Origin of the sequence: Chryseobacterium elymi (genome assembly GCF_003385495.1) — a bacterium.
In the GTDB taxonomy this organism is placed as follows: domain Bacteria; phylum Bacteroidota; class Bacteroidia; order Flavobacteriales; family Weeksellaceae; genus Chryseobacterium; species Chryseobacterium elymi.
Window position 1 is genome coordinate 431,352 of sequence record NZ_QNUH01000001.1, and the last position, 22,565, is coordinate 453,916.

The 22,565-nt window shown below is 37.3% G+C and carries 26 protein-coding genes; 16 read left to right on the top strand and 10 right to left on the bottom strand.

Going from position 1 to position 22,565, the window contains the following annotated elements; genetic code table 11:
* Positions 1-59: 59 nt before the first annotated feature.
* Together DRF60_RS01840 and DRF60_RS01845 are read right to left on the bottom strand one after the other, a co-directional pair.
* Positions 60-719 (bottom strand): thioredoxin family protein, encoded by a 660-nt coding sequence (locus DRF60_RS01840; RefSeq protein ID WP_116010412.1) that lies wholly within the window; start codon positions 717-719, stop codon positions 60-62.
* Between the two features lie 12 nt (positions 720-731).
* Entirely contained in the window at positions 732-1,220 is a 489-nt protein-coding gene (locus DRF60_RS01845; protein ID WP_116010413.1) for a TlpA family protein disulfide reductase, read from the bottom strand.
* A 149-nt stretch (positions 1,221-1,369) separates the two neighbouring features.
* Between DRF60_RS01845 and DRF60_RS01850 the strand changes: the two genes are divergently transcribed.
* On the top strand, positions 1,370-1,534 hold the full coding sequence (locus DRF60_RS01850; protein WP_116010414.1) for a bacteriocin: 165 nt from the start codon (positions 1,370-1,372) through the stop codon (positions 1,532-1,534).
* Between the two features lie 29 nt (positions 1,535-1,563).
* Positions 1,564-1,722: a bacteriocin gene (locus tag DRF60_RS01855; protein WP_116010415.1), complete on the top strand. Its 159-nt coding sequence runs from the start codon at positions 1,564-1,566 to the stop codon at positions 1,720-1,722.
* 92 nt (positions 1,723-1,814) lie between these two features.
* Here DRF60_RS01855 and mutS read toward each other — a convergent pair whose 3' ends face one another.
* Positions 1,815-4,403, bottom strand: coding sequence for a DNA mismatch repair protein MutS (gene mutS, locus DRF60_RS01860; RefSeq protein ID WP_116010416.1), 2,589 nt, complete (start codon positions 4,401-4,403; stop codon positions 1,815-1,817).
* A gap of 65 nt (positions 4,404-4,468) precedes the next feature.
* On the bottom strand, positions 4,469-6,022 hold the full coding sequence (locus DRF60_RS01865) for a T9SS type A sorting domain-containing protein (protein ID WP_116010417.1): 1,554 nt from the start codon (positions 6,020-6,022) through the stop codon (positions 4,469-4,471).
* 223 nt (positions 6,023-6,245) lie between these two features.
* Here DRF60_RS01865 and DRF60_RS01870 point away from each other — a divergent pair, with 223 nt between their 5' ends.
* Positions 6,246-6,776: a GNAT family N-acetyltransferase gene (locus DRF60_RS01870; RefSeq protein WP_116010538.1), complete on the top strand. Its 531-nt coding sequence runs from the start codon at positions 6,246-6,248 to the stop codon at positions 6,774-6,776.
* A gap of 160 nt (positions 6,777-6,936) precedes the next feature.
* On the opposite strand, the gene DRF60_RS01875 is transcribed toward DRF60_RS01870, so the two are convergent.
* Positions 6,937-7,806, bottom strand: coding sequence for a cupin-like domain-containing protein (locus tag DRF60_RS01875; RefSeq protein WP_116010418.1), 870 nt, complete (start codon positions 7,804-7,806; stop codon positions 6,937-6,939).
* A 478-nt stretch (positions 7,807-8,284) separates the two neighbouring features.
* Here DRF60_RS01875 and DRF60_RS01880 point away from each other — a divergent pair, with 478 nt between their 5' ends.
* Complete coding sequence (locus tag DRF60_RS01880) at positions 8,285-9,166, top strand: bestrophin family protein (RefSeq protein WP_116010419.1); 882 nt, start codon at positions 8,285-8,287, stop codon at positions 9,164-9,166.
* 8 nt (positions 9,167-9,174) lie between these two features.
* On the opposite strand, the gene DRF60_RS01885 is transcribed toward DRF60_RS01880, so the two are convergent.
* Positions 9,175-9,774 (bottom strand): hypothetical protein, encoded by a 600-nt coding sequence (locus DRF60_RS01885; protein WP_116010420.1) that lies wholly within the window; start codon positions 9,772-9,774, stop codon positions 9,175-9,177.
* A 55-nt stretch (positions 9,775-9,829) separates the two neighbouring features.
* On the opposite strand from DRF60_RS01885, the gene DRF60_RS01890 reads away from it, so the two are divergent.
* The 11 genes from DRF60_RS01890 (at position 9,830) to DRF60_RS01935 (ending at position 17,817) form a co-directional block, all read left to right on the top strand.
* Positions 9,830-10,450, top strand: coding sequence for a toxin-antitoxin system YwqK family antitoxin (locus tag DRF60_RS01890; protein ID WP_116010421.1), 621 nt, complete (start codon positions 9,830-9,832; stop codon positions 10,448-10,450).
* 6 nt (positions 10,451-10,456) lie between these two features.
* Complete coding sequence (locus DRF60_RS01895; RefSeq protein ID WP_116010422.1) at positions 10,457-10,987, top strand: RNA methyltransferase; 531 nt, start codon at positions 10,457-10,459, stop codon at positions 10,985-10,987.
* Positions 10,988-11,174: 187 nt separating this feature from the next.
* On the top strand, positions 11,175-11,825 hold the full coding sequence (locus DRF60_RS01900) for a CBS domain-containing protein (protein WP_116010423.1): 651 nt from the start codon (positions 11,175-11,177) through the stop codon (positions 11,823-11,825).
* A gap of 1 nt (position 11,826) precedes the next feature.
* Entirely contained in the window at positions 11,827-12,693 is an 867-nt protein-coding gene (locus DRF60_RS01905) for an NAD kinase (protein ID WP_116010424.1), read from the top strand.
* A gap of 71 nt (positions 12,694-12,764) precedes the next feature.
* On the top strand, positions 12,765-13,835 hold the full coding sequence (gene fbaA / locus DRF60_RS01910; protein ID WP_116010425.1) for a class II fructose-bisphosphate aldolase: 1,071 nt from the start codon (positions 12,765-12,767) through the stop codon (positions 13,833-13,835).
* A 97-nt stretch (positions 13,836-13,932) separates the two neighbouring features.
* On the top strand, positions 13,933-14,787 hold the full coding sequence (accD, locus tag DRF60_RS01915) for an acetyl-CoA carboxylase, carboxyltransferase subunit beta (RefSeq protein WP_116010426.1): 855 nt from the start codon (positions 13,933-13,935) through the stop codon (positions 14,785-14,787).
* 53 nt (positions 14,788-14,840) lie between these two features.
* Positions 14,841-15,350 carry a DUF6973 domain-containing protein gene (locus DRF60_RS01920; RefSeq protein WP_116010427.1) on the top strand — a complete coding sequence of 170 codons (510 nt, stop codon included), beginning with the start codon at positions 14,841-14,843 and terminating at the stop codon, positions 15,348-15,350.
* A gap of 190 nt (positions 15,351-15,540) precedes the next feature.
* Entirely contained in the window at positions 15,541-16,944 is a 1,404-nt protein-coding gene (locus DRF60_RS01925) for a nucleoside recognition domain-containing protein (protein ID WP_116010428.1), read from the top strand.
* Between the two features lie 66 nt (positions 16,945-17,010).
* A complete protein-coding gene (locus tag DRF60_RS21705; RefSeq protein ID WP_262510852.1) occupies positions 17,011-17,169 on the top strand; it encodes a four helix bundle protein in 159 nt (52 codons plus the stop codon).
* 59 nt (positions 17,170-17,228) lie between these two features.
* Positions 17,229-17,366 (top strand): hypothetical protein, encoded by a 138-nt coding sequence (locus DRF60_RS21710; protein ID WP_262510853.1) that lies wholly within the window; start codon positions 17,229-17,231, stop codon positions 17,364-17,366.
* Positions 17,367-17,424: 58 nt separating this feature from the next.
* Complete coding sequence (locus DRF60_RS01935) at positions 17,425-17,817, top strand: hypothetical protein (protein ID WP_116010429.1); 393 nt, start codon at positions 17,425-17,427, stop codon at positions 17,815-17,817.
* Positions 17,818-17,829: 12 nt separating this feature from the next.
* Here DRF60_RS01935 and DRF60_RS01940 read toward each other — a convergent pair whose 3' ends face one another.
* From DRF60_RS01940 to DRF60_RS01955, 4 genes are all read right to left on the bottom strand, one after another.
* Entirely contained in the window at positions 17,830-18,717 is an 888-nt protein-coding gene (locus DRF60_RS01940; RefSeq protein WP_116010430.1) for an energy transducer TonB, read from the bottom strand.
* 33 nt (positions 18,718-18,750) lie between these two features.
* On the bottom strand, positions 18,751-19,149 hold the full coding sequence (locus DRF60_RS01945) for an ExbD/TolR family protein (RefSeq protein WP_116010431.1): 399 nt from the start codon (positions 19,147-19,149) through the stop codon (positions 18,751-18,753).
* Between the two features lie 95 nt (positions 19,150-19,244).
* A complete protein-coding gene (locus DRF60_RS01950) occupies positions 19,245-19,949 on the bottom strand; it encodes a MotA/TolQ/ExbB proton channel family protein (RefSeq protein ID WP_116010432.1) in 705 nt (234 codons plus the stop codon).
* Between the two features lie 169 nt (positions 19,950-20,118).
* Entirely contained in the window at positions 20,119-20,580 is a 462-nt protein-coding gene (locus tag DRF60_RS01955) for a hypothetical protein (RefSeq protein ID WP_116010433.1), read from the bottom strand.
* Positions 20,581-20,748: 168 nt separating this feature from the next.
* Here DRF60_RS01955 and DRF60_RS01960 point away from each other — a divergent pair, with 168 nt between their 5' ends.
* Positions 20,749-22,545, top strand: a complete 1,797-nt coding sequence (locus tag DRF60_RS01960) for a DUF885 domain-containing protein (protein ID WP_116010539.1) — start codon at positions 20,749-20,751, stop codon at positions 22,543-22,545.
* Positions 22,546-22,565 lie beyond the last annotated feature (20 nt).

Consider the following 22,565-nt stretch of genomic DNA (forward strand, 5'->3'; position numbering starts at 1 on the left):
GCGATAAAAAATCAGTATTCTTGGAATACCGATTCAGTATAGATGGTAAAGCAAAGATATTATTTCTTCACTTTAATTGTACATCCTATGGCTACCGTTTTTGTCATTTTTACAGGCTCCCCCTTAATCAGGGCATTTACGGCATCCTGAACATAATATTCTGATACATCGTCCGGATTTTCATAATTGTTGTCGATAGCACCAATATACTTTACAATATTTTTCCCGTTTTCCTTCTGAAGGACAAAAACATGAGGCGTTTTTGTCGCTCCATACAAAGGATAAATCTTCTGTCCTTCATCCACCAGATAAGGAAAAGTAAAGCCCTTCTGCTTAGCCCTTTCGATCATCTGCTTGTAGCCATCTTCCGGCTGTACATTGGGATCATTGGGATTAATGGCAATAACCGGATAGCCCTGATCCTTGAACTTTTTATCCAGCTCCACGATCCTTTCTTCATACTTTTTCGCGTATGGGCAATGGTTGCAGGTAAATACTAGTATAAATCCTTTTGCACTTTTAAAATCGCTTAAAGAAACCATTTTACCGTCAATATTCTTCAGCTTAAAATCAGCGGCTTCATCTCCAACTTCATATCCTTTTACAGAAGACTTTGCAGATGTATTTTGAGAGGCTTTTGCTTTATCATCTGTTGTCGTAAAACTCAGAAGCCCAAGCCCGGCAATAAATGCAGCCATTAAAATTTTCAGATTTTTCATATGATATTTTTTTTATTTTAAATTGTTATTGATGGTCTTCTCAAGGTCTTCTTTACTCATTTCACCATCATTGAAATGCACTTTTTCTCCATTTTTATAGAAGATCGTTACCGGAATATTTCCGTCCCAGCTTTTTTCAAACCTTGGAATCCAGGTATTCATTCTTTTAATATCATCCAGCAGGATCACTTTGGCGGTAAGATTTTTATTTTTTATAAATTTCAATACTCTTTCTTTATCCGCAAGCCTGTCCAATGAAACTAAAATCATTTTAAAATTTCGTTGATCTTTCAATTTGTTATTAATCTCCATAAAATGAGGCAGTTCTTTCACACAAGGAGCACACGTGGTCGCCCAGAAATTGACAACCAGTAACTTATCGTTATCCTTCTGAATACGTTTTTCAAGATCTTCATATTTCAAAATGGAAACTTTTGTCTGCTGAGCACTTAAAGCAGCAAAAGATACAAAAAGGATGAATATACTTAATAATTTCTTCATGCTTAAAATTAGTAAATGCTTTCCTTTTCTTTAAGTATCAATCTGTTAAACTTTGTTAATGATTTTTAATTTTTTATCAATTTTTTATCACCGATAATAGAATTATATAAAATAAAATGTAAATTAGCTATAACCAAATTAAAATTATTATGAAAAAATTAAATCTTCAACCAAGAAAGCTTTCAAAAAAAGAATTGAAAGAAATCAGTGGAGGCTTCAGACCTGTATGTCCAAGAGTCGTAAGCTGTATTGATCCGGTGACCGGAGTAGAATTGTATGGCGTTTATGGTATTCAGGACGGATACTGCTGTTAAGAATTTAAATTAACCATAAAATAATTGGTATGAAAAAATCAAACTTTCAAAGCAGAAAACTTACAAAAAAAGAGCTGAAAGAGATCAACGGAGGCGCTTCATGTGCTGAAGGCCTGTGTAAACTCAGAGGAGTACCCAGTCATTTCATGATTATCGGACCGAAAGGTAGTGATGGATACTGCTGTTAATCGCCATAATAAATATAAGGAAATGACCGGAATTTATCCGGTCATTTCCTTATATTTAGATTGATACAGATCGATCAAAAAGGCTGCTCAAACTAACCCCCAATCATTTTTTTTATCGAATTCAGCTTCATTAATGCTTCAATCGGTGTTAATGTATTGATGTCTATTTTCGTGAGTTCTTCACGTATGTTTTCCAGAACAGGATCATCAAGCTGGAAAAAAGAAAGCTGCATATTTTCTTCGGTTACCCTTTTGATGCTTTCGGAAGTTCCCGTACTCTGTGTGCGGCTGGCTTCAAGGGTCTTCAGGATCTCATTGGCCCTGTTGACCACTTTTGCAGGCATTCCTGCAAGTTTGGCCACATGAATACCGAAGCTGTGTTCACTTCCTCCCGGAATCAGTTTTCTTAAGAAAATGATATTTCCTTTATTTTCCTGTATAGAAACATGAAAATTCTTCACCCTTTCAAAATTCACAGTCATTTCATTCAATTCATGATAATGTGTTGCAAAGAGTGTTTTTGCCTGCGTAGGATGCTGGTGAAGGTATTCTGCAATAGCCCATGCGATAGAAACCCCGTCGTAGGTAGATGTCCCACGGCCTATTTCGTCCAGAAGGATAAGGCTACGTTCCGAAATATTGTTCAGGATATTGGCAGCTTCATTCATTTCTACCATAAAAGTAGATTCGCCAGCCGAAATATTATCGGTAGCCCCTACCCTTGTGAAAATTTTATCTAAAATCCCGATCTCAGCATGTTTTGCGGGAACAAAACTTCCAATCTGAGCCAGAAGACATACAATAGCCGTTTGACGCAGAATTGCTGATTTACCGGCCATGTTCGGGCCCGTCACCATAATGATTTGCTGAGAGTCTTTGTCTAAAAAGATGTCATTCGGAATATATTTTTCTCCCAGAGGAAGTGCATTTTCAATGATCGGATGCCTTGCCTCTTTAAGGTCAATGGCATATCCCTGATTAAGAACAGGCTTCGTATAGCTTTCTGAAACAGCCAGTTCCGAAAGTCCCACCGCTACATCAAGCTGTGCAATAATATTGGAATTTCCCTGGATCTGATCCATATAGACCATTGTTTCGGCACACACATTTCTATACAGCTCATTTTCCAGAACGCCTATCTTTTCTTCGGCACCCAGAATCTGGCTTTCATATTCTTTCAGCTCTTCGGTGATGTAACGCTCTGCATTGACAAGCGTTTGTTTTCTCAACCAATCAGCGGGAACTTTATCTTTATGAGCATTCCTTACTTCTATATAATATCCGAAAACGTTATTAAAATCGATTTTAAGGCTTGAAATTCCCGTTCTTTCTATTTCTCTCTGGCACATTTCATCCAGGAAACCACGGCCTTTACTTTGGAGATTTCTCAATCGGTCAAGCTCTTCCGAGATACTTTCTTTGATAATATTTCCTTTGGAGATATTCACCGGAAGTTCATCATTAAGATGATTCTGCAAAAATCTGATCAGTTCCTCCATATCAAATAACGGCTCCAGCCAGGCCAGAACATCAGCATGCGGATGAAGCAACTCTTTAATCTGATGAATATTGATCAGACTCTGGCGCAGATAGCCAAGTTCTTTCGGGGATATTTTTTCTGCAGCCAGTTTTCCCATCAGACGGTCCAGGTCTGAGATGGATTTCAGCAGCTGGCAGATCTCATATTTCAGATGATCATGCTCATTCAGGAAATCAATCAGGGAAAGTCTTCTCATAATCTCTTCCACAGATTTTAACGGAAGAATAATTCTTCTTCTCAACAACCTCCCACCCATCGGGGTAGATGTTTTATCAATAATATCCAGGAGCGATTTTCCCTGTGGATTACTTGGATAAACAATTTCAAGGTTTCTCAGGGTAAAGTTGTCCATCATCAGGTAATCTTCCTGCGGAATGATCTGAAGCTTTGTGATATGAGCCAGCAGATTGTGGTGTGTATCTTCTACCAGGTAAGCGAAAATGGCTCCCGCTGCTGTAATAGCCAGTGGAAGATTTTCTGTACCAAAACCTTTTAAAGAATTCGTTTTAAAATGGGAAGTCAGTTTTTCGTAGGCAAAATTATACTGGAAAGCCCAGTCTTCAAGCTTAAAAGCACTTTTATTTTTGAGCTGTTCCGGCAATTGAACACTTCTTTGATACACAATTTCGCTGGGATCAAAAGTATTGATGATATGAAGGATCTTTTCCAGATTTCCTTCGCTCACCAAAAACTCGCCGGTAGAAACATCCACCATGGCAATTCCGTACTTCTCTTTTTCTTTATGCAGAGAAAGAAGGAAATTATTCTTTTTTGAATTTAATACCTGATCATTGAATGTAACCCCCGGTGTCACAAGCTCTGTAACACCTCTTTTTACAATTCCTTTGACCATTTTGGGGTCTTCCAGCTGATCACAGATGGCCACCCTCATCCCTGCTCTTACCAATTTTGGAAGATAGGAGTCTACTGAATGGTGTGGAAATCCTGCCAGCTCTATATGTCCTTCTCCATTAGCTCTTTTGGTAAGAACAATGCCCAGGATCTGAGATGTTCTTACAGCATCCTGCCCGAACGTTTCATAAAAGTCTCCAACCCTGAATAACAGCAGTGCATCAGGGTATTTCGCCTTGATGGTATTATACTGTGTCATTAACGGGGTTTCCTTCTTCGTTTTTGCCATAATAAAAAATGAGCCCCAAATTTAAAAAATAAATTTGGGGTTATAGAGTGCTGAAAATATAAAATTTATTTCTTTATAAACTTCAATGTCTCTTTCCTATCCTTACTTTGAATTTTGATAATATAGTTTCCGGAAGGCAGTAAAGAAAAATCTAATTCTGTATTTCTTTGAGTAATGATAATTTCTGATATTTTCCTTCCATCTGCACTGTAAATGGCTGCAGAGGGTTTATCTTTTACCTGGCTCATCATTAATTGTGCTTTATCGGAAACAGGATTAGGTACCAGCTCAACTTTTGCAGACGGCTTTTCTGTTTCAACTGATGAAAGCGTAGTGGTATTATATAAAATTTTAGCTATACGTCTTGATGTTACCCCTAGTAAATAATTATCATGAATATACCAGTTGGGGTTTTTTATGTCAATAGCAGATGATACATCAAACACACCATAAGCCGTAGAATAAGGATTAATAACCATTCCTCCAAAACCAATATCTCGATCTCCATTGGGGTTTAAGCAAAGTAATACTCTACGATCTGAACTTTGTGAAATATCTACAGTTGTTGATATTAAGATTTGATTATTGGGCAGAGTATATGTCCTGTTATCAGGCTGAAATTGTACTCCCGATGGTGAAGTCATAGAAAAAGAGGGATCTACCTGCATATCAGGCAAATACCTTTTAACTACCAAAGGACGGTTGCTTAGTCCTATCAGATGCATACTAACAGTAAGTGCTTTTCCATATTGTACAGTAGAAACTAGGCCATAAGCTCCAGAGTCTCCATTATTCCCATAATTTAGATTCTTCACTCCTGTCTGTAAATCATATTCAGAAATATATGGATAAGAATAAGTTGTACCAGTATTGACTAGTATCTTATTATTATAAAAATATAATCCGTTTATAGCAAATTTATAAATTGATGGAACGTTAAAAGCCGGAATGACATCCAAATGTCCTTGGTTGAGATAAGCGGGATCCACATTAAGATTTTGATCTAAACAAACAATCTCAGCTTTATAATTGTTAAAAATATCTTTATAACTGTTGGTAATGAAAGAGTGATTGTCGTATTCGTATACATTTATAGTTCTATAATAGTATTGTACTCCTTCGAATATCTGTTTAATCCCATTATAACCAAAGCTTGTATCCTGGGTTCCGTCAGAATTCAGTCTTAAAGCCGTCCCATCTCGCGTAAACAATACTGTTTTACCACCTGCTTGCACTTTTAAGCCTACAATAGTGGCACTGTTATTTGAAAGAGGACTAAAATTAGTAAAGCCCCCATTTCCAAATGTAGGGTCTAATTCTCCTGCTGAATTATATTTTGCAACACATAATAATATTTGATCAGGAGAAGTACGGTGAATGGTCCATCCTACATATATATTATCAGATGAGTCTGTGGCTGTTACAACTCCACCAGCATAAGGAAAACCCGGAATCGTTGGTAAATCTTTATACCATGCTATAGTCTGTGCCTTTAAAAGGGATGCAGATAATAAAAAAAGAATAAAGAAAAGATAAATTTTTTTCATAGTGTTTTTTGTAAAAATACAAATTTTCGGATAATTTTCTTCTAATTTGGAAAAAAGATCAAAGTCTTTCACAATCGTGCATTTGTTGTAATAATAAGCTAATTCCTATTTAATACTGCGTCATAAGCGGGGTTTCCTTCTTCGTTTTTGCCATAATAAAAAATGAGCCCCCAATTTAAATAAAATAAATTCAGGATTGGAAATTGTGATGAAATTAATCTCGCTATGGGGATCAAAAGCTGTATTATATGTTCAGAATAAAATATTTGTTGTATTTTTCAGTAAAATAAACTCTATGATCTACCCTGTTTTAGAAACTGAAAGACTTCTTTTAAGACAGCTGGCTCCTGATGATGCAGAAGACCTGTTCGAATATTTTTCCCTGGATGAAGTCATGGAATATTATGATCTTGAAACCTTTAAAACACTGGGAGATGCTCAAAATATTATCAGACATTTTAATAATGAATTTGAAAAAGGAAAAGGCTTCCGGTGGGCACTGGAATTAAAATCTGACAAGAAAGTTATTGGAACATGCGGTTATCACAACTGGTACCCTGAACATTTCCGTGCTGAGATCGGATATGAGCTGAATCCTAAATTCTGGAGAAACTCCTATATGAAAGAAGCTATTCTTTCTATTCTTACTTTTGGCTTTGAAAGCATGAGGCTGCACCGTGTAGATGCATTCATAGATCCTTCCAACATTTCTTCCGAAAAGCTTTTACATTCTTTAAATTTTAAAGATGAGGGAACTCTCCGTGATTACTTTTTTGAAAAAGGAAGGTTTGTAGATGCCAAAATCTTCGGTCTTATTAATAAATAAGAGGGAAGATGGAAGTTTCTGAAGTTCTACAGAACCAATGAATATTTTTTAATTAATTTTTTTAAAACGTTTGACTTTCCTAATTGACTTTCAATTATAACCGTCACAGGAAATATAAGGAGATACATTAACCTCCTGCTTCCCTCTTCAACCTTCAAGACTATTTCCTTTTCTTTTCAAAAGCTTCCGTCCCCTTTTCATAAGCCCATTTCTGCTTGTAATTCACCCACTTAGCTTTAAACAGCTTACGAAGAAGCTTATCTGTATATCTCATGATAAAAACATGGTACATCATATTGGCAAAAACATTCGGCTTATTGGGAAGAGCCCTGAGCGACATAGAAAATCCCGGTTCCAGGTACCTGTTGAAATGCCAGAATGCCCCGGGAATGAAAAGCGCATCGCCATGCTCCATAAAAATTTCATAGCCTTTGGCATATTGTAACGCCGGAAACTTTTCATAATCAGGATTTTCATAATCTATATCATAAACTGTATGAACAGAGAGCGGCACTTTATATAGAAAGGCAGATTGCTTTTGATCAAATAGCAGGATTCTTTTCTTACCTTCGAAATGAATGTGAAGAAAATCGCCCAGATCTACATCATAATGCATCAGCACATGAGCTTCACTTCCACCAAAGAAAAGAGTTGGCAGCCGCTTAAAAAACCTGATTCCAAGGTCAGGATACGTGAAATTTTTCAGCAGTTCCGGAAGCCTGTCTGTGATAATGTAGAAAAAGATACGCAGATCTGAAGGTCCGCTTTTGATCCGGTCAATATAGTCCTTCATTTTCATATTCGTCACAGGAGCATCCGAACTTTTAGAAGCATCAGCCGGTTTATTATCATACAACGGCACGATCTGATCACCGGCCTTTTCACGGATGTACGCAAGATTCCATTTGTCAAAGGCTTCCCATCTGGCCGCAAAATTTTTGATCAAAAGCGGCTTATGCTTTTTGAAATAATTTTTCTGAAAATCTTCTTTACTAATATCATTGACTACATCTACGTTTTCGAGGACCATCTTGTTTGTTATTTAATGCGAAATAAAAATAGTGTTTTTTTGAAATCTGTGAAAATTAAAAAATGGTATCGGGAATTCTGGGCCCTGATTTAAACAACAAAAGGACAAAAGTTTTTAAACACTTTAGTTTTTTTTAGTTTAAAGTATTGAGAATAAGAAGTACACATAAGTTTAAAAATCAGAGATTTTTATAAACAGGATTTAAAACATTAAGATCTGTGAAGATTTTAAGATCATTAAGCTGAGCTTCGCTTTAATAACCAGAGCTAAAAAATCTTAGATTTTCTCCTAACTGTCCTTATCTCCTTCACAAATCTTAATGTTAAAAAAAACTATGCGCAATCATCTGTGAAAATTTGAGAAATTTGTGGTCAATCTGTCTTTTTGCCCTTTTGCTTTATTTTTAATAATTATTTTAAGCTTCATGATAAAGCAGGGATAAAATGAAAAAATTATCTTTGTAAGACTAAGTGTATTTATGAGAGCCTACAACACCAAGCATTTCCTGAAGATTCTTTTCAGTATGCATAAAAGCGATACGATGAAGATCCTTTTTCCAACGATGATCCTCGTTGGGCTTTATTCCTGGGGAATTCAGTATCTTGAAGTAGAATACCTTCATCTTACTACAAAATCAGGAGTAAGCAATGTTGGAATGATTCATTCCCTGCTAGGCTTTGTATTGTCGCTACTGCTGGTTTTCAGAACAAATACAGCTTACGACAGATGGTGGGAAGGCAGGAAACTTTGGGGTAAGCTGGTGAATGATACCCGGAATTTTTCTGTAAAGATCAATACCATCTTGGGCGACAACCGGCAAGACGCGGAACAGATTTCAAGATATTTAAAATACTTCCCACATTTTCTGGCCAAGCATCTTTCCCAGGAATCTACAAGATTGGCTTTAGACGAAGATTATTCAGAAATTGAAAGTTCCCTGAAGCATCATGGCCCCAGTGAAATTGTCATTCTTTTAACTCATAAGCTAAATCAACTGAAAAAAGAAGGAAAAATATCGGATATCGAAATGCTGTATCTTGACACTCAGCTTTCCGGATTTCTGGATGTCTGTGGAGGCTGCGAGAGAATTAAAAACACCCCTATTCCCTACTCTTATTCTTCGTTCGTTAAGAAATTTATCATCTTATATGTCCTGGCACTGCCTGTTGCGTATGTGATTACCATTGGACTGCTGATGATCCCGCTTACTGTATTTGTCTATTATGTCCTGATGAGTCTTGAGCTTATTGCTGAGGAAATTGAAGACCCTTTCAATAACGATGAAAATGATATTCCTATGGAAGTATTGGCACAAAATATTGAGAGGAGCGTACACCAGATCATGGGTCTGAAAAAGTAAAATCAACCTTAAAGGTTGATTTCTTTAATTTCTCCGTCTGCTTTTATTTCTACAAATTTACTTTCGCGGTTCGCAGCAGAATAACCGTAAAAAAAGGTCTGGTATATAGGAGTAGAATACAGATACCCGCCGTAGGCATTATAGGCATCTGATCTTCCTGTCTGCTCCTGATAGCTTGCCGTTGCTGTAAAATTAACAATCGTTTCCAGGTAATATTTTCCGGGTTTTAATTTTTCAAACTTAAACCTCCCGTGATCGTCCGTTAAAGCTTCCAGCCTATATTTAAAGGCATCTTCGGACATATAGACCGTTGTTTTCTTATTCTCATACTTTCTTCTCATGCTGTAAAACTCCTCAAAATAAGGTGTCACAGGAAAAAGCATCACTACGGTTCCTTTAGGTGCATAATGCTTTGTCCCAAGTAAGGGTTTGATTCCCCAGTTGTTTTTCTGCTTTGTGGAAGCCACTCCTTCTATCGTAGAATTTCCAAAGCTAAGCATCTCCCTGGCTAACTTTTTATCAAAAAAAGCCTGCGGATAGTAGGTGTTCTGTGCCCATGAAAACAGAAAGGCGAATACCAACAGCAGTAAAGTGGATATTTTTTTCATGTTAATATTTTAACTCAAATATAAGTATTTTGCTATTTTTGAAATAAAAATATCTATGAAATACTTTTTTCTATTGCTAATGACCGTATCATCGTGGTTAACAGCACAGAAACCATGTGGATTCAAAGACGGACTTCAGGAAGGATCGTGCAAGGCTTTTTATGATAACGGGCAGGTAAAGCAAATCCTTGAATGGAAGAAGGGGAAAGTTGATGGCGATGCCATTTATTACCACGACAACGGAAAAGTTCAGGCTAAAGGAGAATACAAGAAAGACTACAAGATAAAAGAATGGGCCTATTATGATAAAAACGGCGTTCTTACTTCAAAAGAAGTCTTCAGAAATGGTGACAAAAACATTTATGATAATAGCTTTACAGCTACTTTCTACACCCCTTCAGGAGTCGTGGCGGAAATTTCCAATTATAAATTTGCTAAATTACACGGTGAAAGCAAAGTTTTCTACGAAAACGGAAAATCCGTAAAACAGATCGGTCAGTATGAGAACGGACTTGCTGTAGGAAAATGGAAATCATTTTATCCATCGGGAAAACTGCAGCGTGAAACAGAATTTGCCAACGATAAATGGAACGGAACCCGGGTTCATTACCGTGAAGACGGAAGCGTTGAAAAAACAGAGATCTACAGAGACGGAAAATTAATCTCAACAAAATAAAAACAATTGGTACAGAAATTAAAACTGGAAGAACTTAACCGAATAGATATAGAAACATTTAAGAAGGTTGAGAAAATTCCATTGGTCATTATTTTAGACAATCTAAGAAGCATGCACAATGTAGGGGCATCCTTCAGAACGGCAGATGCTTTTCTGATCGAAAAAATAATCCTTTGCGGCATTACGCCACAGCCACCGCACCGTGAGATTCACAAAGCTGCACTTGGAGCTACAGAAAGTGTGGACTGGCTCCACGAAAATGACATTAACACGGCGATTAACGATTATAAAAGACGAGGATATGAAATCATAGGGATCGAGCAGACGACAGACAGCGTTATGATCACAGATTTCAGCATTGACAAATCAAAAAAATATGCGCTGATCTTAGGAAACGAAGTGGAAGGGATAAGTGATGAAGCGCTTGCGAATATTGATACATTTCTTGAAATTCCACAGCTGGGAACTAAGCACTCTCTGAATGTAAGTGTATGCGGAGGAATTGTGATGTGGGAGTTTGCAAAAGCCCTAAAATAAAAAAACTGCATATGTCCTTAAAAGACAGTGCAGTTTGAAATAAATCTAATAAAAAGTAAAAATGAAAGGCGACAAAGATACCTTTTTTTTCTTTACGAACAAATTTTAACATCATTTTTTTAGTTTTTCCAGAAAAAAAGTGATGTTTTGAGAAAAAGTTTCATTTAATTTTTTATAAATTAGCACAATGTTTATCAAGGATTATATCTCAAAAGACTTTCCGTGTTTTAGCCTGACTGACTCAATAGAATCAGCAAGGAATACGTTAGAAGATTTTGGCTATTCCCATGTTTTCATAAAAAAATCCCATCACTTTTACGGAGCCATCGCAGAGGACTTCCTTTATGAAGGTGATGGAATACTAAAGGACCTTGAGCATCAGATCGAGCGTTTTGCCATCCTGGAAGATAACAATATCATGGATAGCATCCGCCTCTTCTATACTTTCAGTGCCAATGTAATTCCGGTGATCAATAAAAATGAAAAGTATCTTGGGTACATTACCTGTGAAGATATCTTCCAGAATCTTTCCCGTTATCCGTTGTTTTCAGAGACCGGAGCTATCCTTACGATTGAAACCCCGGCCAGGAAATATTCAATGACGGAGATCGCCAATATTGTAGAAAGTAACAACTCGAAATTCTATGGCGGATTCATCACTTTAATGTCTGATGAGGTGATTCAGGTAACCATTAAGATCAGCAATGAAAACCTGTCTTCAATAGACGCTACTTTTGACCGGTACGATTATAGAATTGTTGAAAAATACTATTCTGATGAAAAATCAGATCTGTTTAAGGACAGATTTGGGTTTTTCCAAAAATTCATAGAAATATAACATGAAGGCAGCCATATATTCTCAGAAAAAAGACCTCGATACTTTTTTATATTTAAGCAAGTTTATTTCAGAACTTGAAACCAGAGGCGTAAAATCTGTTCTGTATGATGAAATGGCTGAAGCGCTTCAGTTCTCAAAGATATTTGAAACCTTCAACAGCAAACAGGACCTGCTGGATAAGGAGGTAGATCTTTTCTTTACTTTTGGAGGTGACGGTACAATCGTCAATTCATTAACGTTTATTGAAGATCTTGAAATCCCTATTGTTGGAGTAAATACCGGAAGATTAGGATTCTTGGCCAGCTTTACAAAAGAAGAAGCGTTCAAAGAACTTGATGCCATCTTAAAAGGTGATGTTAAAACAAGCCGCCGTGCCGTTATCGAAGTAGTTTCTCCCAAATCCGGTGATTTTTTTCCGTATGCATTAAATGACGTTACCATATCAAGAAAGGAAACAACCTCCATGATCACGGTAGATTCATATATCAATGACGAATTCCTCAATGTATTCTGGGGTGATGGTGTTATCGTTTCTACGCCTACAGGATCTACAGCTTATTCTTTAAGCTGTGGCGGACCGATTATCTCTCCGAATAACGAAAATTTCGTCATTACCCCTATTGCTCCCCACAATCTGAATGTGAGACCTTTGGTGGTAAATGACAAAGTAGAAATAAAATTTAAAGTGGAAAGCAGAGTGCCTCAGTATTCCCTTTCGCTGGACTCCAGATTGGTCCATATAGAAACCGACAAAGAAATCATCATCAAAAAGGCCAATTTTCAAATCCTTCTGGTACAGCCAAACCATTTGAGTTTCTACGAAACAATCCGTCAGAAGCTGCTTTGGGGCAGAGACAAAAGAAATTAGTAATTCCTCAAAAATGATTACCTTTACAGGAATTTTAAAAACGCCTAATAATTTAAAATAAAAAGTAAAACATGAGCAGAATTTTTCCGGCAGGAGTTGCCACAGGTCAATTAGTTACTGATATTTTTCAGTATGCCAAAGAAAACAAATTTGCACTGCCTGCAGTAAACGTAATTGGTTCAAGCAATGTAAATGCTGTTATGGAAACTGCAGCGAAATTAAACTCTCCTGTAATTATCCAGTTTTCAAATGGCGGAGCTGCGTTCAACGCAGGAAAAGGATTGAGCAATGACGGACAGAAATCAGCTATTTTAGGAGCTATTGCCGGAGCAAAACATATCCACACGCTGGCAGAAGCTTACGGAGCAACTGTTATTTTACATACGGACCACTGCGCTAAAAAATTATTGCCTTGGATCGACGGATTGATGGATGCTAACGAAGAATTCTTCAGACAAACCGGAAAATCTCTTTATTCTTCGCACATGCTTGATCTTTCTGAAGAGCCTTTGGAAGAAAACATTGAAATTTCATCTCAGTATTTCGAAAGAATGGCTAAGCTTAAAATGACTCTTGAAGTAGAAATCGGGGTTACTGGTGGAGAAGAAGACGGTGTAGACAATTCAGACGTTGACAACTCAAAATTATATACTCAGCCGGAAGATGTAGCATATACGTACGAGAAATTAAAGGCTATTTCTGAAAACTTTACCATTGCTGCTGCTTTCGGTAACGTGCACGGAGTTTACAAGCCAGGAAATGTGGTTCTTACCCCGAAAATTCTTGACAACTCTCAGAAATTCGTTCAGGAGAAATTCGGAACAACTGACAAGCCGGTAAACTTTGTATTCCACGGAGGTTCAGGATCTACTTTAGAAGAGATCAGAGAGGCTATCGACTACGGAGTAATTAAAATGAATATCGATACTGACCTTCAGTTCGCTTATACGGAAGGGGTTAGAGATTATATGGTTAACAATATTGATTATTTAAGAGCTCAGATCGGAAACCCTGAAGGAGAAGAGAAACCAAACAAAAAATTCTACGATCCAAGAGTTTGGGTAAGAAAAGGTGAAGAAACTTTCTCTACAAGACTGGTTAAAGCGTTTGAAGACTTAAATAACGTAAATACTTTAAAATAATTTTTTGTAAAAAGTAGGATGTATAAAGTACAAAGTAGATTTAATGCTTTTGTCTTTATACATTTTACCTTTTACATGATACATTAATACAATCAAAATGGCATTCGACTGGTTTAAAAGAAAAGCAAAAAACATTACCACCTCTACTGATGAAAAAAAGGATGTTCCCAAAGGCCTTTGGCATCAGACTCCATCAGGAAAAATTGTGGAACATGATGAATTGAGAAGAAACAGCTACGTTTCTCCTGAAGACGGATTTCATGTAAGAATAGGAAGTGCGGAATTTTTTGAGATCCTTTTTGACGAAGGTAAGTTCACCGAATTGGATGCCAATGTTGAAAGTATTGACATCTTAAATTTCAAGGATACCAAACCTTATAAAGACCGCTTAAAAGAAGTAAAAGCTAAAACAAAACTTACAGACTCTATCAGAAATGCTGTAGGAACCGTAAAAGGAACTGAAATGGTAGTTTCTTGTATGGATTTTGCTTTTATTGGTGGGTCTTTGGGCTCTGTAATGGGAGAAAAAATCAGAAGAGCAGTAGATTACTGTATCGCCAATAAACTTCCGTACATGATCATCTGTCAGTCCGGAGGAGCAAGAATGCAGGAAGCCACATACTCCCTGATGCAACTTGCTAAAGTACAGGCTAAACTGGCTCAGCTTTCTGAAGCAGGACTTTTATACATTGCTTACCTTTGTGATCCTACTTTTGGAGGAATTACGGCTTCTTTTGCTATGACAGCTGATATTATTATGGCTGAACCGGGAGCATTGATCGGGTTTGCGGGTCCGAGAGTAATCCGTGAAACAATCGGAAGAGACCTTCCTGAAGGTTTCCAGACCTCTGAATTCCTACAGGAAAAAGGGTTTGTAGATTTTATCGTAAAAAGAACTGAAATTAAAGATACGGTAGCTAAAACAGTCAATTTATTAGCTGTAAACGCTTAAGATCTGTAACAAACAACATACAGTCTCTCTCTAATTAGGGAGAGATTTTATTTATGAGGACTTTCAAGATATTTTTTAATACCATCCGGAGCATGAGTCTGAAAAAGATCATGCGTCTTTTATCCCTTATTCTTCCACATCCTCTTTTTGCTTTATTAAGCTTTCATGCCACGGTACAAGCTTTTACCATTGCACAGAAAAAATTTCCCACAACAGCCTCAAATAATGGCATTGGAAATGCTTTCAGGCATGCGCTGTGGTGCTGTTTCATCATGATGTATTGCTGCAAGGTTTCCTCACCCCAAAAAGCATTGGATTTCTGCAAAAGATTAACGGATATGCATGAGGAACTTTTCCCCAATGAACCTTTGGAAACTAAAATGGACCTTCATAACAATAAAATCGGGATGGATTATTTCATGGAATTGCTTCCGGGAATCCACCGGCAGTTTTTTGAGAAAGGCTTTTTTATTGATAGCCTGGAAAAGAAGATGGCTGATGCAAAAGTTTTGAAAAGCCTGGATGATGATTTTGAGGGATATCTGGTTTACTTAAATGACTAATATTTAGAACGCTCGATTTCGCTCAGCATTACATTTCAATTTGTTTTTAAGAAGCAGAACAACTTGCCCGCCATCCTGAGCGAAGTTAAAGCATCTCAATATAAATCATAAAAATCAACGGAGTTTGTAAAGATCTTTTCTTCAATTTCCTTTTTATTTATTATCTTTTCTTAAATTTTAATTTAATCGAATGGTCCTCAGCAGAATTTGGTCGGCTTTCATTATCATTGCCATTGCCATTGCCAGTATAAAATACGTTTCGTCTGGTCACTATAAAAACATCTTCAATGATATGGTGGTTGGAAAAGGTGGTGACACCGTTCAAATCGCTTCACAGCCTATGAATACGCTTATCCCCGTTATCAGAGACAGTCTGATGAAAAAAAATGATTTTGCAGACAGCAGGATTCATTATAAAACAGATTCTTTAAAACAGAACGTAAATGTTTACAGGGTTCAGGAAGCAGACGGTGTGATTGGAACTTCCGAAACAGCGGTAAAGATCTGTATCGGCCTTATTGGGATCATGACTCTCTTTATGGGATTTATGAGTATTGCTGAAAAAGCAGGCGGAATCAATCTTTTGAGTCGCTTTATCCAGCCTTTTTTCTCAAAACTATTTCCTGATATTCCTAAAAACCATCCGGCATTCGGACATATGCTGATGAATTTCAGTGCCAATCTTCTGGGATTGGATAATGCAGCTACCCCATTTGGCTTAAAAGCCATGGAAAGCCTTCAGACTTTAAATCCTAATAAAGACACTGCCAGCAATTCACAAATCATGTTTCTGTGTCTCCATGCAGGAGGAATGACATTAATTCCAGTTTCTATTATCGCGATCCGGGCTACCATGGGATCTAAAACTCCCACCGATATTTTCCTTCCTTGCATGATTGCCACTTTTGCTGCAACAATGGCTGCTATGATCATCGTATCTCTGTACCAGAAGATCAATCTGCTTCGTCCTGTAGTAATCGCTTATGTGGGTGGAATTTCAGCTCTTATTGCGCTTTTGGTTGTTTATTTAGTTCAATTAAGTAAAGATGAGTTGGATACTTTCAGTAAAGTATTAAGTAACGGACTGATTCTCTTTATTTTCCTCGCAATTGTTCTTGGGGCTGTTTATAAAAAAATTAATGTTTTTGATGCATTTATCGAGGGTGCGAAAGAAGGCTTTACGACCTGCGTTAAGATCATTCCTTATTTAGTTGGAATGCTCATCGCGATTTCTCTTTTGAGAACTTCGGGCGTTTTTGATGTAATTATCGACGGAATGAAATGGATGGCCAACACCGCCGGCCTTGATCCAAGATTCGTGGACGGACTTCCGACTGCACTGATCAAACCTCTTTCAGGATCTGGAGCCAGAGGAATGATGGTGGATACTATGGCCACATTTGGAGCAGACAGCTTCCAGGGGAAACTGGCAGCGGTTCTTCAGGGAAGCTCAGATACTACATTCTACGTGATCGCAGTATATTTTGGTGCAGTAGCTGTGAAGAATACGAGATATACGGTAATTGCTATGCTTCTGGCAGATTTGGTCGGGGTTATTACTGCAATTGCGTTGGCGTATTTGTTTTTTGCTTAATTTGTTGTCAGTTGTTGGTTCCTAGTTTTTTGGTTCCTTACCATCGGTTTATTAAAATAACATTTTATGAGCTATCAAAAACTTGACATTTATAATATTGCTTTTGAGCTTTATATTGAAACACATAAGCTTTCATTAAAATTGCCAAAATATGAATTGTATGAACTCGGAAGTCAATTACGCAGATCTTCTGATTCAGTAGTTACCAATATAGCTGAAGGTTAAATTACAAGGGTGATTTCATTAGATTCTTAATATATTCCCAGGCAAGCTGTGACGAAACCGTGAGCCATTTATCAAAAATAGTAAGACTTTATCCTGATTTATGTTTAGATTCAGATGAAAAAACACAACAATATCAACTTTTAGGAGGAAAAATAAATAAATTTATAAAATACGTACAGGTAAGCTGGCGAACATAAAAACAAGCAGCTGGAAACTAAAAAAAACCAGCAACCAGCAACAAAAATTAAAACTATTATGATCACAGATAAAGAATTCACATTAAGATTAATACGTCAGTTAACTCAAGCGTTGGAAAAGCTGATTCTGGACAAGCCTGAAGAAAGTATGATGCAGAAAGAATTGGACTTTGATTCTTTGATGAAAGATATTTTCAAAATAGATTTCACGGAAATTTCTTCAAAAATGAAAGAAGAGATCATTTCAATGGTCAATGAAAGACAGGAAAGGGACCACAAAGACTACTATGAAATGCTGGGAAACCTTTTTTACTTTAGAGGTAAGCAAGAGAATAACAAAGATTTTTTAGACAAGTCAAAAACATTTTATGAGCTTTATCTCCAGGCCAGCGGAATTTTTGCCCTTCCTGTGATCAACAGAATTAATGAAATGAAAAAAGCACTTGAATAAAGTGCTTTTGTTTTAGAATGTAATTTTATAAGTTCCGGTAGAGGATGTACTTGCTTTCTCGGCTTTCACATATTTTTTAACCCAAGCTACCGATGTGGAAACTACACAGGGATCTGAAATTCCTCCTGCCCTTCTTGCAGAAACCACATTACCCGCTTTGTCTACAGTATAAGCAATAGTAATAGATCCTCCTGCTGTACAGCTGTGAGAAGGCTGTGAGCCACCTCTTCCCATTGTCCCCGGAATGTATCCTACAAGCTTTCTGTCAATTCCTACTTTGCTGTCTCCGTTTCCATCTCCTCCCAGAGGGTCTCCTGCATTTCCTATTCCACTGCCAGTACCCTGGCTTCCTGCTTTTGTTCCTCTCCCCCTGATCAGGTTTCCGATCGCTGCGTTTCCTTTTCCATCACCGCTTCCTGTTTTAGAATTAGCGGTTGTTGCTCCCGCTTTTTTAGTATTCTTCGAAGCGCTTGAACTTGTTGACGTCTTTTTATCTGCTTTTTTTGATTCCTCTTTTTTCGGAATACTCACTTTAGAATTGTTTCCTGTAATTACTTTTTCCTTTACCTCTGTTTTCTTTGGTTCAGGTGCAGGTTCAGGCTTTAAAACGGTTTTCGTTTCCGGCACAGGGGTTTCAGCTGGTTCAGGAGTTACTTCTTCTGTGGCTGCAGCCAAACTTCCCGGCTGATCGGCAGGTTCTTCAATGCCGTTTCCGTTCCTGTTGTCCCCGAAATTAACAAGCATTGTTGTCATCACCTCATCTGGTTGTTTATCCAGCTCAGGCTTCAATTTATAAAGAAAAACAAAAAGCAAAATTGCAGACCAGATAAGGATAGAAAGTATAGCACTTTTTATCCTGTCTTTATTTTGCTCATTTTTGTTTACAGTGTAACTTCTCATGTTAAATGATTCTTTCCGGCAGTTCCGTAGACGTTATTTATCTTTAACCGTTGCAATAGCAATATTAAATTTATTCTTTTCAGCGATTTCCATGACAAAGACAACATCTTTATGCATGGTATTTTCATCTGCACGGATGGTAAATGACTTATTTGTCTGACCCGTTAATTTACTGACAATTATTGATTCCAATTGTTCTCTCGTAACTGGATTATCATCAACAAAATAAGTTCCATCCGGCTTAATACTTACCGTTAAAGGATTGGGAATATTATCTTCGATCGCCCCCGCTTTTGGCAACTTTACATCAATCGCACTTTGATTGGCTGCTGAGGAAGTTATCATAAAGAATATCAGCATCAGCAAGATAACGTCTGTCATTGCCGCCAAACTGAATTCCGGGTTCGCTTTATTTCTTCTCTGAATTTTCATCTGTTTCTTTTTACTTTTTTAATGGTCAGATGAAACTGCTAGTACATTATTATTGGAAAGATCAATAGGTTTGTAAGCAATTTCATAAGAAAGATTTATAAAGGTTTGTTGATAAGGTCTAAAAATTCTCCCGACATATTCTGTGCTTTCAATACAAACTTGTCAATTCTCGTTAAAAGTATATTGTAAAAAAAGTTAGCCGGAATAGCTACAGCCAAACCTACTGCCGTTTGTCCTAATGCCGTATAAATACCTTCAGACAATGTTTTAGGCGAGAAAGATCCTGTGGCATGAGAAAGGTTGAAGAAAGCGATGATCATCCCTATAACCGTTCCTAAAAGCCCCAGCATCGGCGCAATACTCGGTACCACGGCCAAAAGGTTCAGATTCTTCTCCATATTCGCTACTTCTATCTGGGCCTGTGATTCCATGGCGCTTACAATATCAGAAACCGGACGTCCCAATCTTGAAATCCCCTTTTCCAAAATTCTTCCTTCAGGAGAATTCTGTCTTTTACAATAATCCGCTGCCGATTCAATTTTCCCATCTTTGATAAAATCTTCAATATTCTCCATGAAATTGGAATCTGTTTTTGAAGTCAGTCTTTTGATAAAGAAAAAACGTTCAAAGAACAGATACAGTGAAAATACACCCAAAGTGAGAACAACAAACATTACAATTTTAGCGAAAGCCCCTCCGTGGAACATAATCTTCCAAAATGAAAATTCTAAATCGTCTGTTGCAACTGCAGGGGCAGTAATTTGTGCAAATAAAATCTGAGTAAGTTCCGTTAACAGCATTAATGTGAATTTTTATAAAATTTTAACGACAAATGTAGTGGAATATTATGAATTGCTCTCTTAAAAATTGTTTAAAAACAACTTAAAATTTTTAATGATTAAGAAACAGCAAATTTCTTTCCAAAAAGAAGTTTTGAAAAGAAATCTGCTGTAAAAATGTTGAGAAAGGTTAGTCTTCGTCTATATCAATACCGTCCTGCTTAAACTCGCATTTTAGACGGAATGGGATTGGTGTATCTGATCCTGTATAGAAATCGTCAATCGTTCCTTTCCAAATCACCTGAAGTTCACCCTCTTCATTTTTCTCAAACTGGAGCTCATTATCGTAGATAAAGGCGTCCTCATCATCAAATAAATCCACTTCTGTATAGGTTTCTTCATCAGAATCATCTATTTTAATCGTTTTCCCTTCAATCTCCTTCGATTCGATCGGAAAATCAAAAATTTCAAGTGAAAGCTGCGGAAAGTTGTACTGTAATGAATCATCATCTACATGATCCAAACTGTCATCCGTTATAATTTCAACCTCTAATAAATGCTGCTGGTTGCTGTAGACTGCTTTACAATAAGTGTTTCTAATATTGTATTTTAGGGTCTCCTCCGGATGGTAAATTTTTAAAATCCCTTTCATTATTTCTTAAAAAAGAGCTGTAATAATATGATTGTTAAACGTTTTAGACAAAGATAAAAAATTGATTCAAAGTTGAAAATATTTTGAAAATTATTTTTTTAAATCATTATGATTGATTATTCCGTATATACCAATAATACTTACTTTTGCTTCATAAAGATTCTGAAAATGAAAAACATTTTATCAAAAGGTATTTTAGTACTGGGAATGATGATCAGCCTGGCAGCCTGCAAAAAATCTGATTCTCCTTTAACCAAGGTAACGCCTACCAATATGGATTCTATTGCATCCAACTATTACGAGCAGTATCTTAAATTATATCCTTTAGAAGCTACTTCTCAGGGAGATACGAGGTATAACGACCAGCTTCCCATCAATATTGACAGGGATTTTATTTCCGGAGAGATCGCTTTTTATAATTCTGTCCAGAAACAGCTGGAAAATGTTGACTATAAAGGTCTTTCAGATGAGGAAAAGATTGTTTATGATGTTCTGGATTATACTTTAAAAGATAAAATAGAAGCTTATGCCTATCATCCGGAATACATTCCATTTACACAGTTTGGAGGCCTTCCACTAAACTTTCCCCTGTATGGAAGCGGAGAGGGAAGCCAGCCTTTTAAAACAGAAAAAGATTACGATGACTGGCTGAAGAGAATGGAAAAATTCCCGGATTGGATGAATGCAGCAGCAGAAAACTTCCGTGAAGGAATCAGCAATAAGATCGTCCTGCCTAAAAAGCTGGTTATCAAAATGATTCCTCAAATGAAAGCTGAGGAGATCACCACAACCGATATGGAAAAAAATATTTTCTACGGACCTGTTAAAAAATTCCCGAAAAACTTTACAAAAGCCCAACAAGATAAGTATTCGGCTCTTTATGCTGATGCTATTACAAAAAAAATTATTCCTGCTTATACCAAAATGGGAGCATTCCTGGAAAAGGAATATCTTCCGAAAGCAAGGGATACGGACGGCTACAACAGCCTTCCGAACGGGAATGAGATTTACAGATATTACGCTAAAAGCTGGACAACAACAAAGAAAACTCCTGAAGAGATCAATAAAATAGGATTGCAGCAGGTGGCAATGCTCCGCGCAGAAATGGAGAAAGTAAAGCAACAGGTTGGCTTTACCGGGACACTGGAAGAGTTTATCAACTTTGTAAAGACAGATCCAAAAGCAATGCCTTATAAGACTTCTAAAGAGGTTTTGGATGGATTTAACGGTATTTTAGCGAAGATTACGCCTAAGCTGAAGACAATGTTCAGTGTAACTCCTAAAACGAAGTTTGAGATCAGACAAACGGAAAAATTCAGGGAGGCAAGCGCCAGTGCGGAATACATTCAGGGGACTCCGGATGGAAAAAGACCGGGAATATTTTATATGCCGCTTCCGGATCCTGCCAAATTCAATGTAACCTCAGGGATGGAATCCCTTTTCCTTCACGAAGCTATTCCAGGGCACCATTATCAGGTTTCTCTTCAGCAGGAGAACACCAAGCTTCCTAAGTTTATGAGATTCGGATGGTTCGGTGCTTATGGTGAGGGCTGGGCACACTATTGTGAAACATTAGGTCCTGAGTTCGGACTGTATACGGATCCTTACCAGAAAATGGGCTACCTGAGCGACCAGATGCTGAGAGCGGTAAGACTGGTAGTGGATACGGGACTTCATACGGGAACAATGAAAAGAGAGGAGGCTATTAAATATTTCCTGAGTAATATTTCTTATGATGAAGCCAGCGCAACTGCAGAAGTGGAAAGATATATGGCGATGCCTGGCCAGGCACTGGGATATAAGATTGGCTCTCTCCGTATCCGGGAGCTTAGAGAAAAGTATCAGAAAGGACTTGGAAGTAAATTCAATCTGGCCAGTTTTCATGATGAAATCTTAAGCCAGGGATGCCTGCCTCTTGAGGTTTTGAACAGAAAGATGGAACTTTGGGCAAAAAAACAGAAATAAATTACTTTAAACAGATCATA

Coding starts and splice junctions, on each gene's coding strand:
- DRF60_RS01850 (WP_116010414.1), top strand. CDS start 1,370: ATGAAAAAATTAAATCTTCAACCAAGAAAGCTTTCAAAAAAAGAATTG.
- DRF60_RS21705 (WP_262510852.1), top strand. CDS start 17,011: ATGAGCTATCAAAAACTTGACATTTATAATATTGCTTTTGAGCTTTAT.
- DRF60_RS01900 (WP_116010423.1), top strand. CDS start 11,175: ATGTTTATCAAGGATTATATCTCAAAAGACTTTCCGTGTTTTAGCCTG.
- DRF60_RS01945 (WP_116010431.1), bottom strand. CDS start 19,149: ATGAAAATTCAGAGAAGAAATAAAGCGAACCCGGAATTCAGTTTGGCG.
- DRF60_RS01925 (WP_116010428.1), top strand. CDS start 15,541: ATGGTCCTCAGCAGAATTTGGTCGGCTTTCATTATCATTGCCATTGCC.
- DRF60_RS01935 (WP_116010429.1), top strand. CDS start 17,425: ATGATCACAGATAAAGAATTCACATTAAGATTAATACGTCAGTTAACT.
- DRF60_RS01840 (WP_116010412.1), bottom strand. CDS start 719: ATGAAAAATCTGAAAATTTTAATGGCTGCATTTATTGCCGGGCTTGGG.
- fbaA (WP_116010425.1), top strand. CDS start 12,765: ATGAGCAGAATTTTTCCGGCAGGAGTTGCCACAGGTCAATTAGTTACT.
- DRF60_RS01890 (WP_116010421.1), top strand. CDS start 9,830: ATGAAATACTTTTTTCTATTGCTAATGACCGTATCATCGTGGTTAACA.
- DRF60_RS01880 (WP_116010419.1), top strand. CDS start 8,285: ATGAGAGCCTACAACACCAAGCATTTCCTGAAGATTCTTTTCAGTATG.
- DRF60_RS01920 (WP_116010427.1), top strand. CDS start 14,841: ATGAGGACTTTCAAGATATTTTTTAATACCATCCGGAGCATGAGTCTG.
- DRF60_RS01905 (WP_116010424.1), top strand. CDS start 11,827: ATGAAGGCAGCCATATATTCTCAGAAAAAAGACCTCGATACTTTTTTA.
- DRF60_RS01870 (WP_116010538.1), top strand. CDS start 6,246: ATGATCTACCCTGTTTTAGAAACTGAAAGACTTCTTTTAAGACAGCTG.
- accD (WP_116010426.1), top strand. CDS start 13,933: ATGGCATTCGACTGGTTTAAAAGAAAAGCAAAAAACATTACCACCTCT.
- DRF60_RS01875 (WP_116010418.1), bottom strand. CDS start 7,806: ATGGTCCTCGAAAACGTAGATGTAGTCAATGATATTAGTAAAGAAGAT.
- DRF60_RS01855 (WP_116010415.1), top strand. CDS start 1,564: ATGAAAAAATCAAACTTTCAAAGCAGAAAACTTACAAAAAAAGAGCTG.
- DRF60_RS01940 (WP_116010430.1), bottom strand. CDS start 18,717: ATGAGAAGTTACACTGTAAACAAAAATGAGCAAAATAAAGACAGGATA.
- DRF60_RS01885 (WP_116010420.1), bottom strand. CDS start 9,774: ATGAAAAAAATATCCACTTTACTGCTGTTGGTATTCGCCTTTCTGTTT.
- mutS (WP_116010416.1), bottom strand. CDS start 4,403: ATGGCAAAAACGAAGAAGGAAACCCCGTTAATGACACAGTATAATACC.
- DRF60_RS01950 (WP_116010432.1), bottom strand. CDS start 19,949: ATGCTGTTAACGGAACTTACTCAGATTTTATTTGCACAAATTACTGCC.
- DRF60_RS01960 (WP_116010539.1), top strand. CDS start 20,749: ATGAAAAACATTTTATCAAAAGGTATTTTAGTACTGGGAATGATGATC.
- DRF60_RS01845 (WP_116010413.1), bottom strand. CDS start 1,220: ATGAAGAAATTATTAAGTATATTCATCCTTTTTGTATCTTTTGCTGCT.
- DRF60_RS01955 (WP_116010433.1), bottom strand. CDS start 20,580: ATGAAAGGGATTTTAAAAATTTACCATCCGGAGGAGACCCTAAAATAC.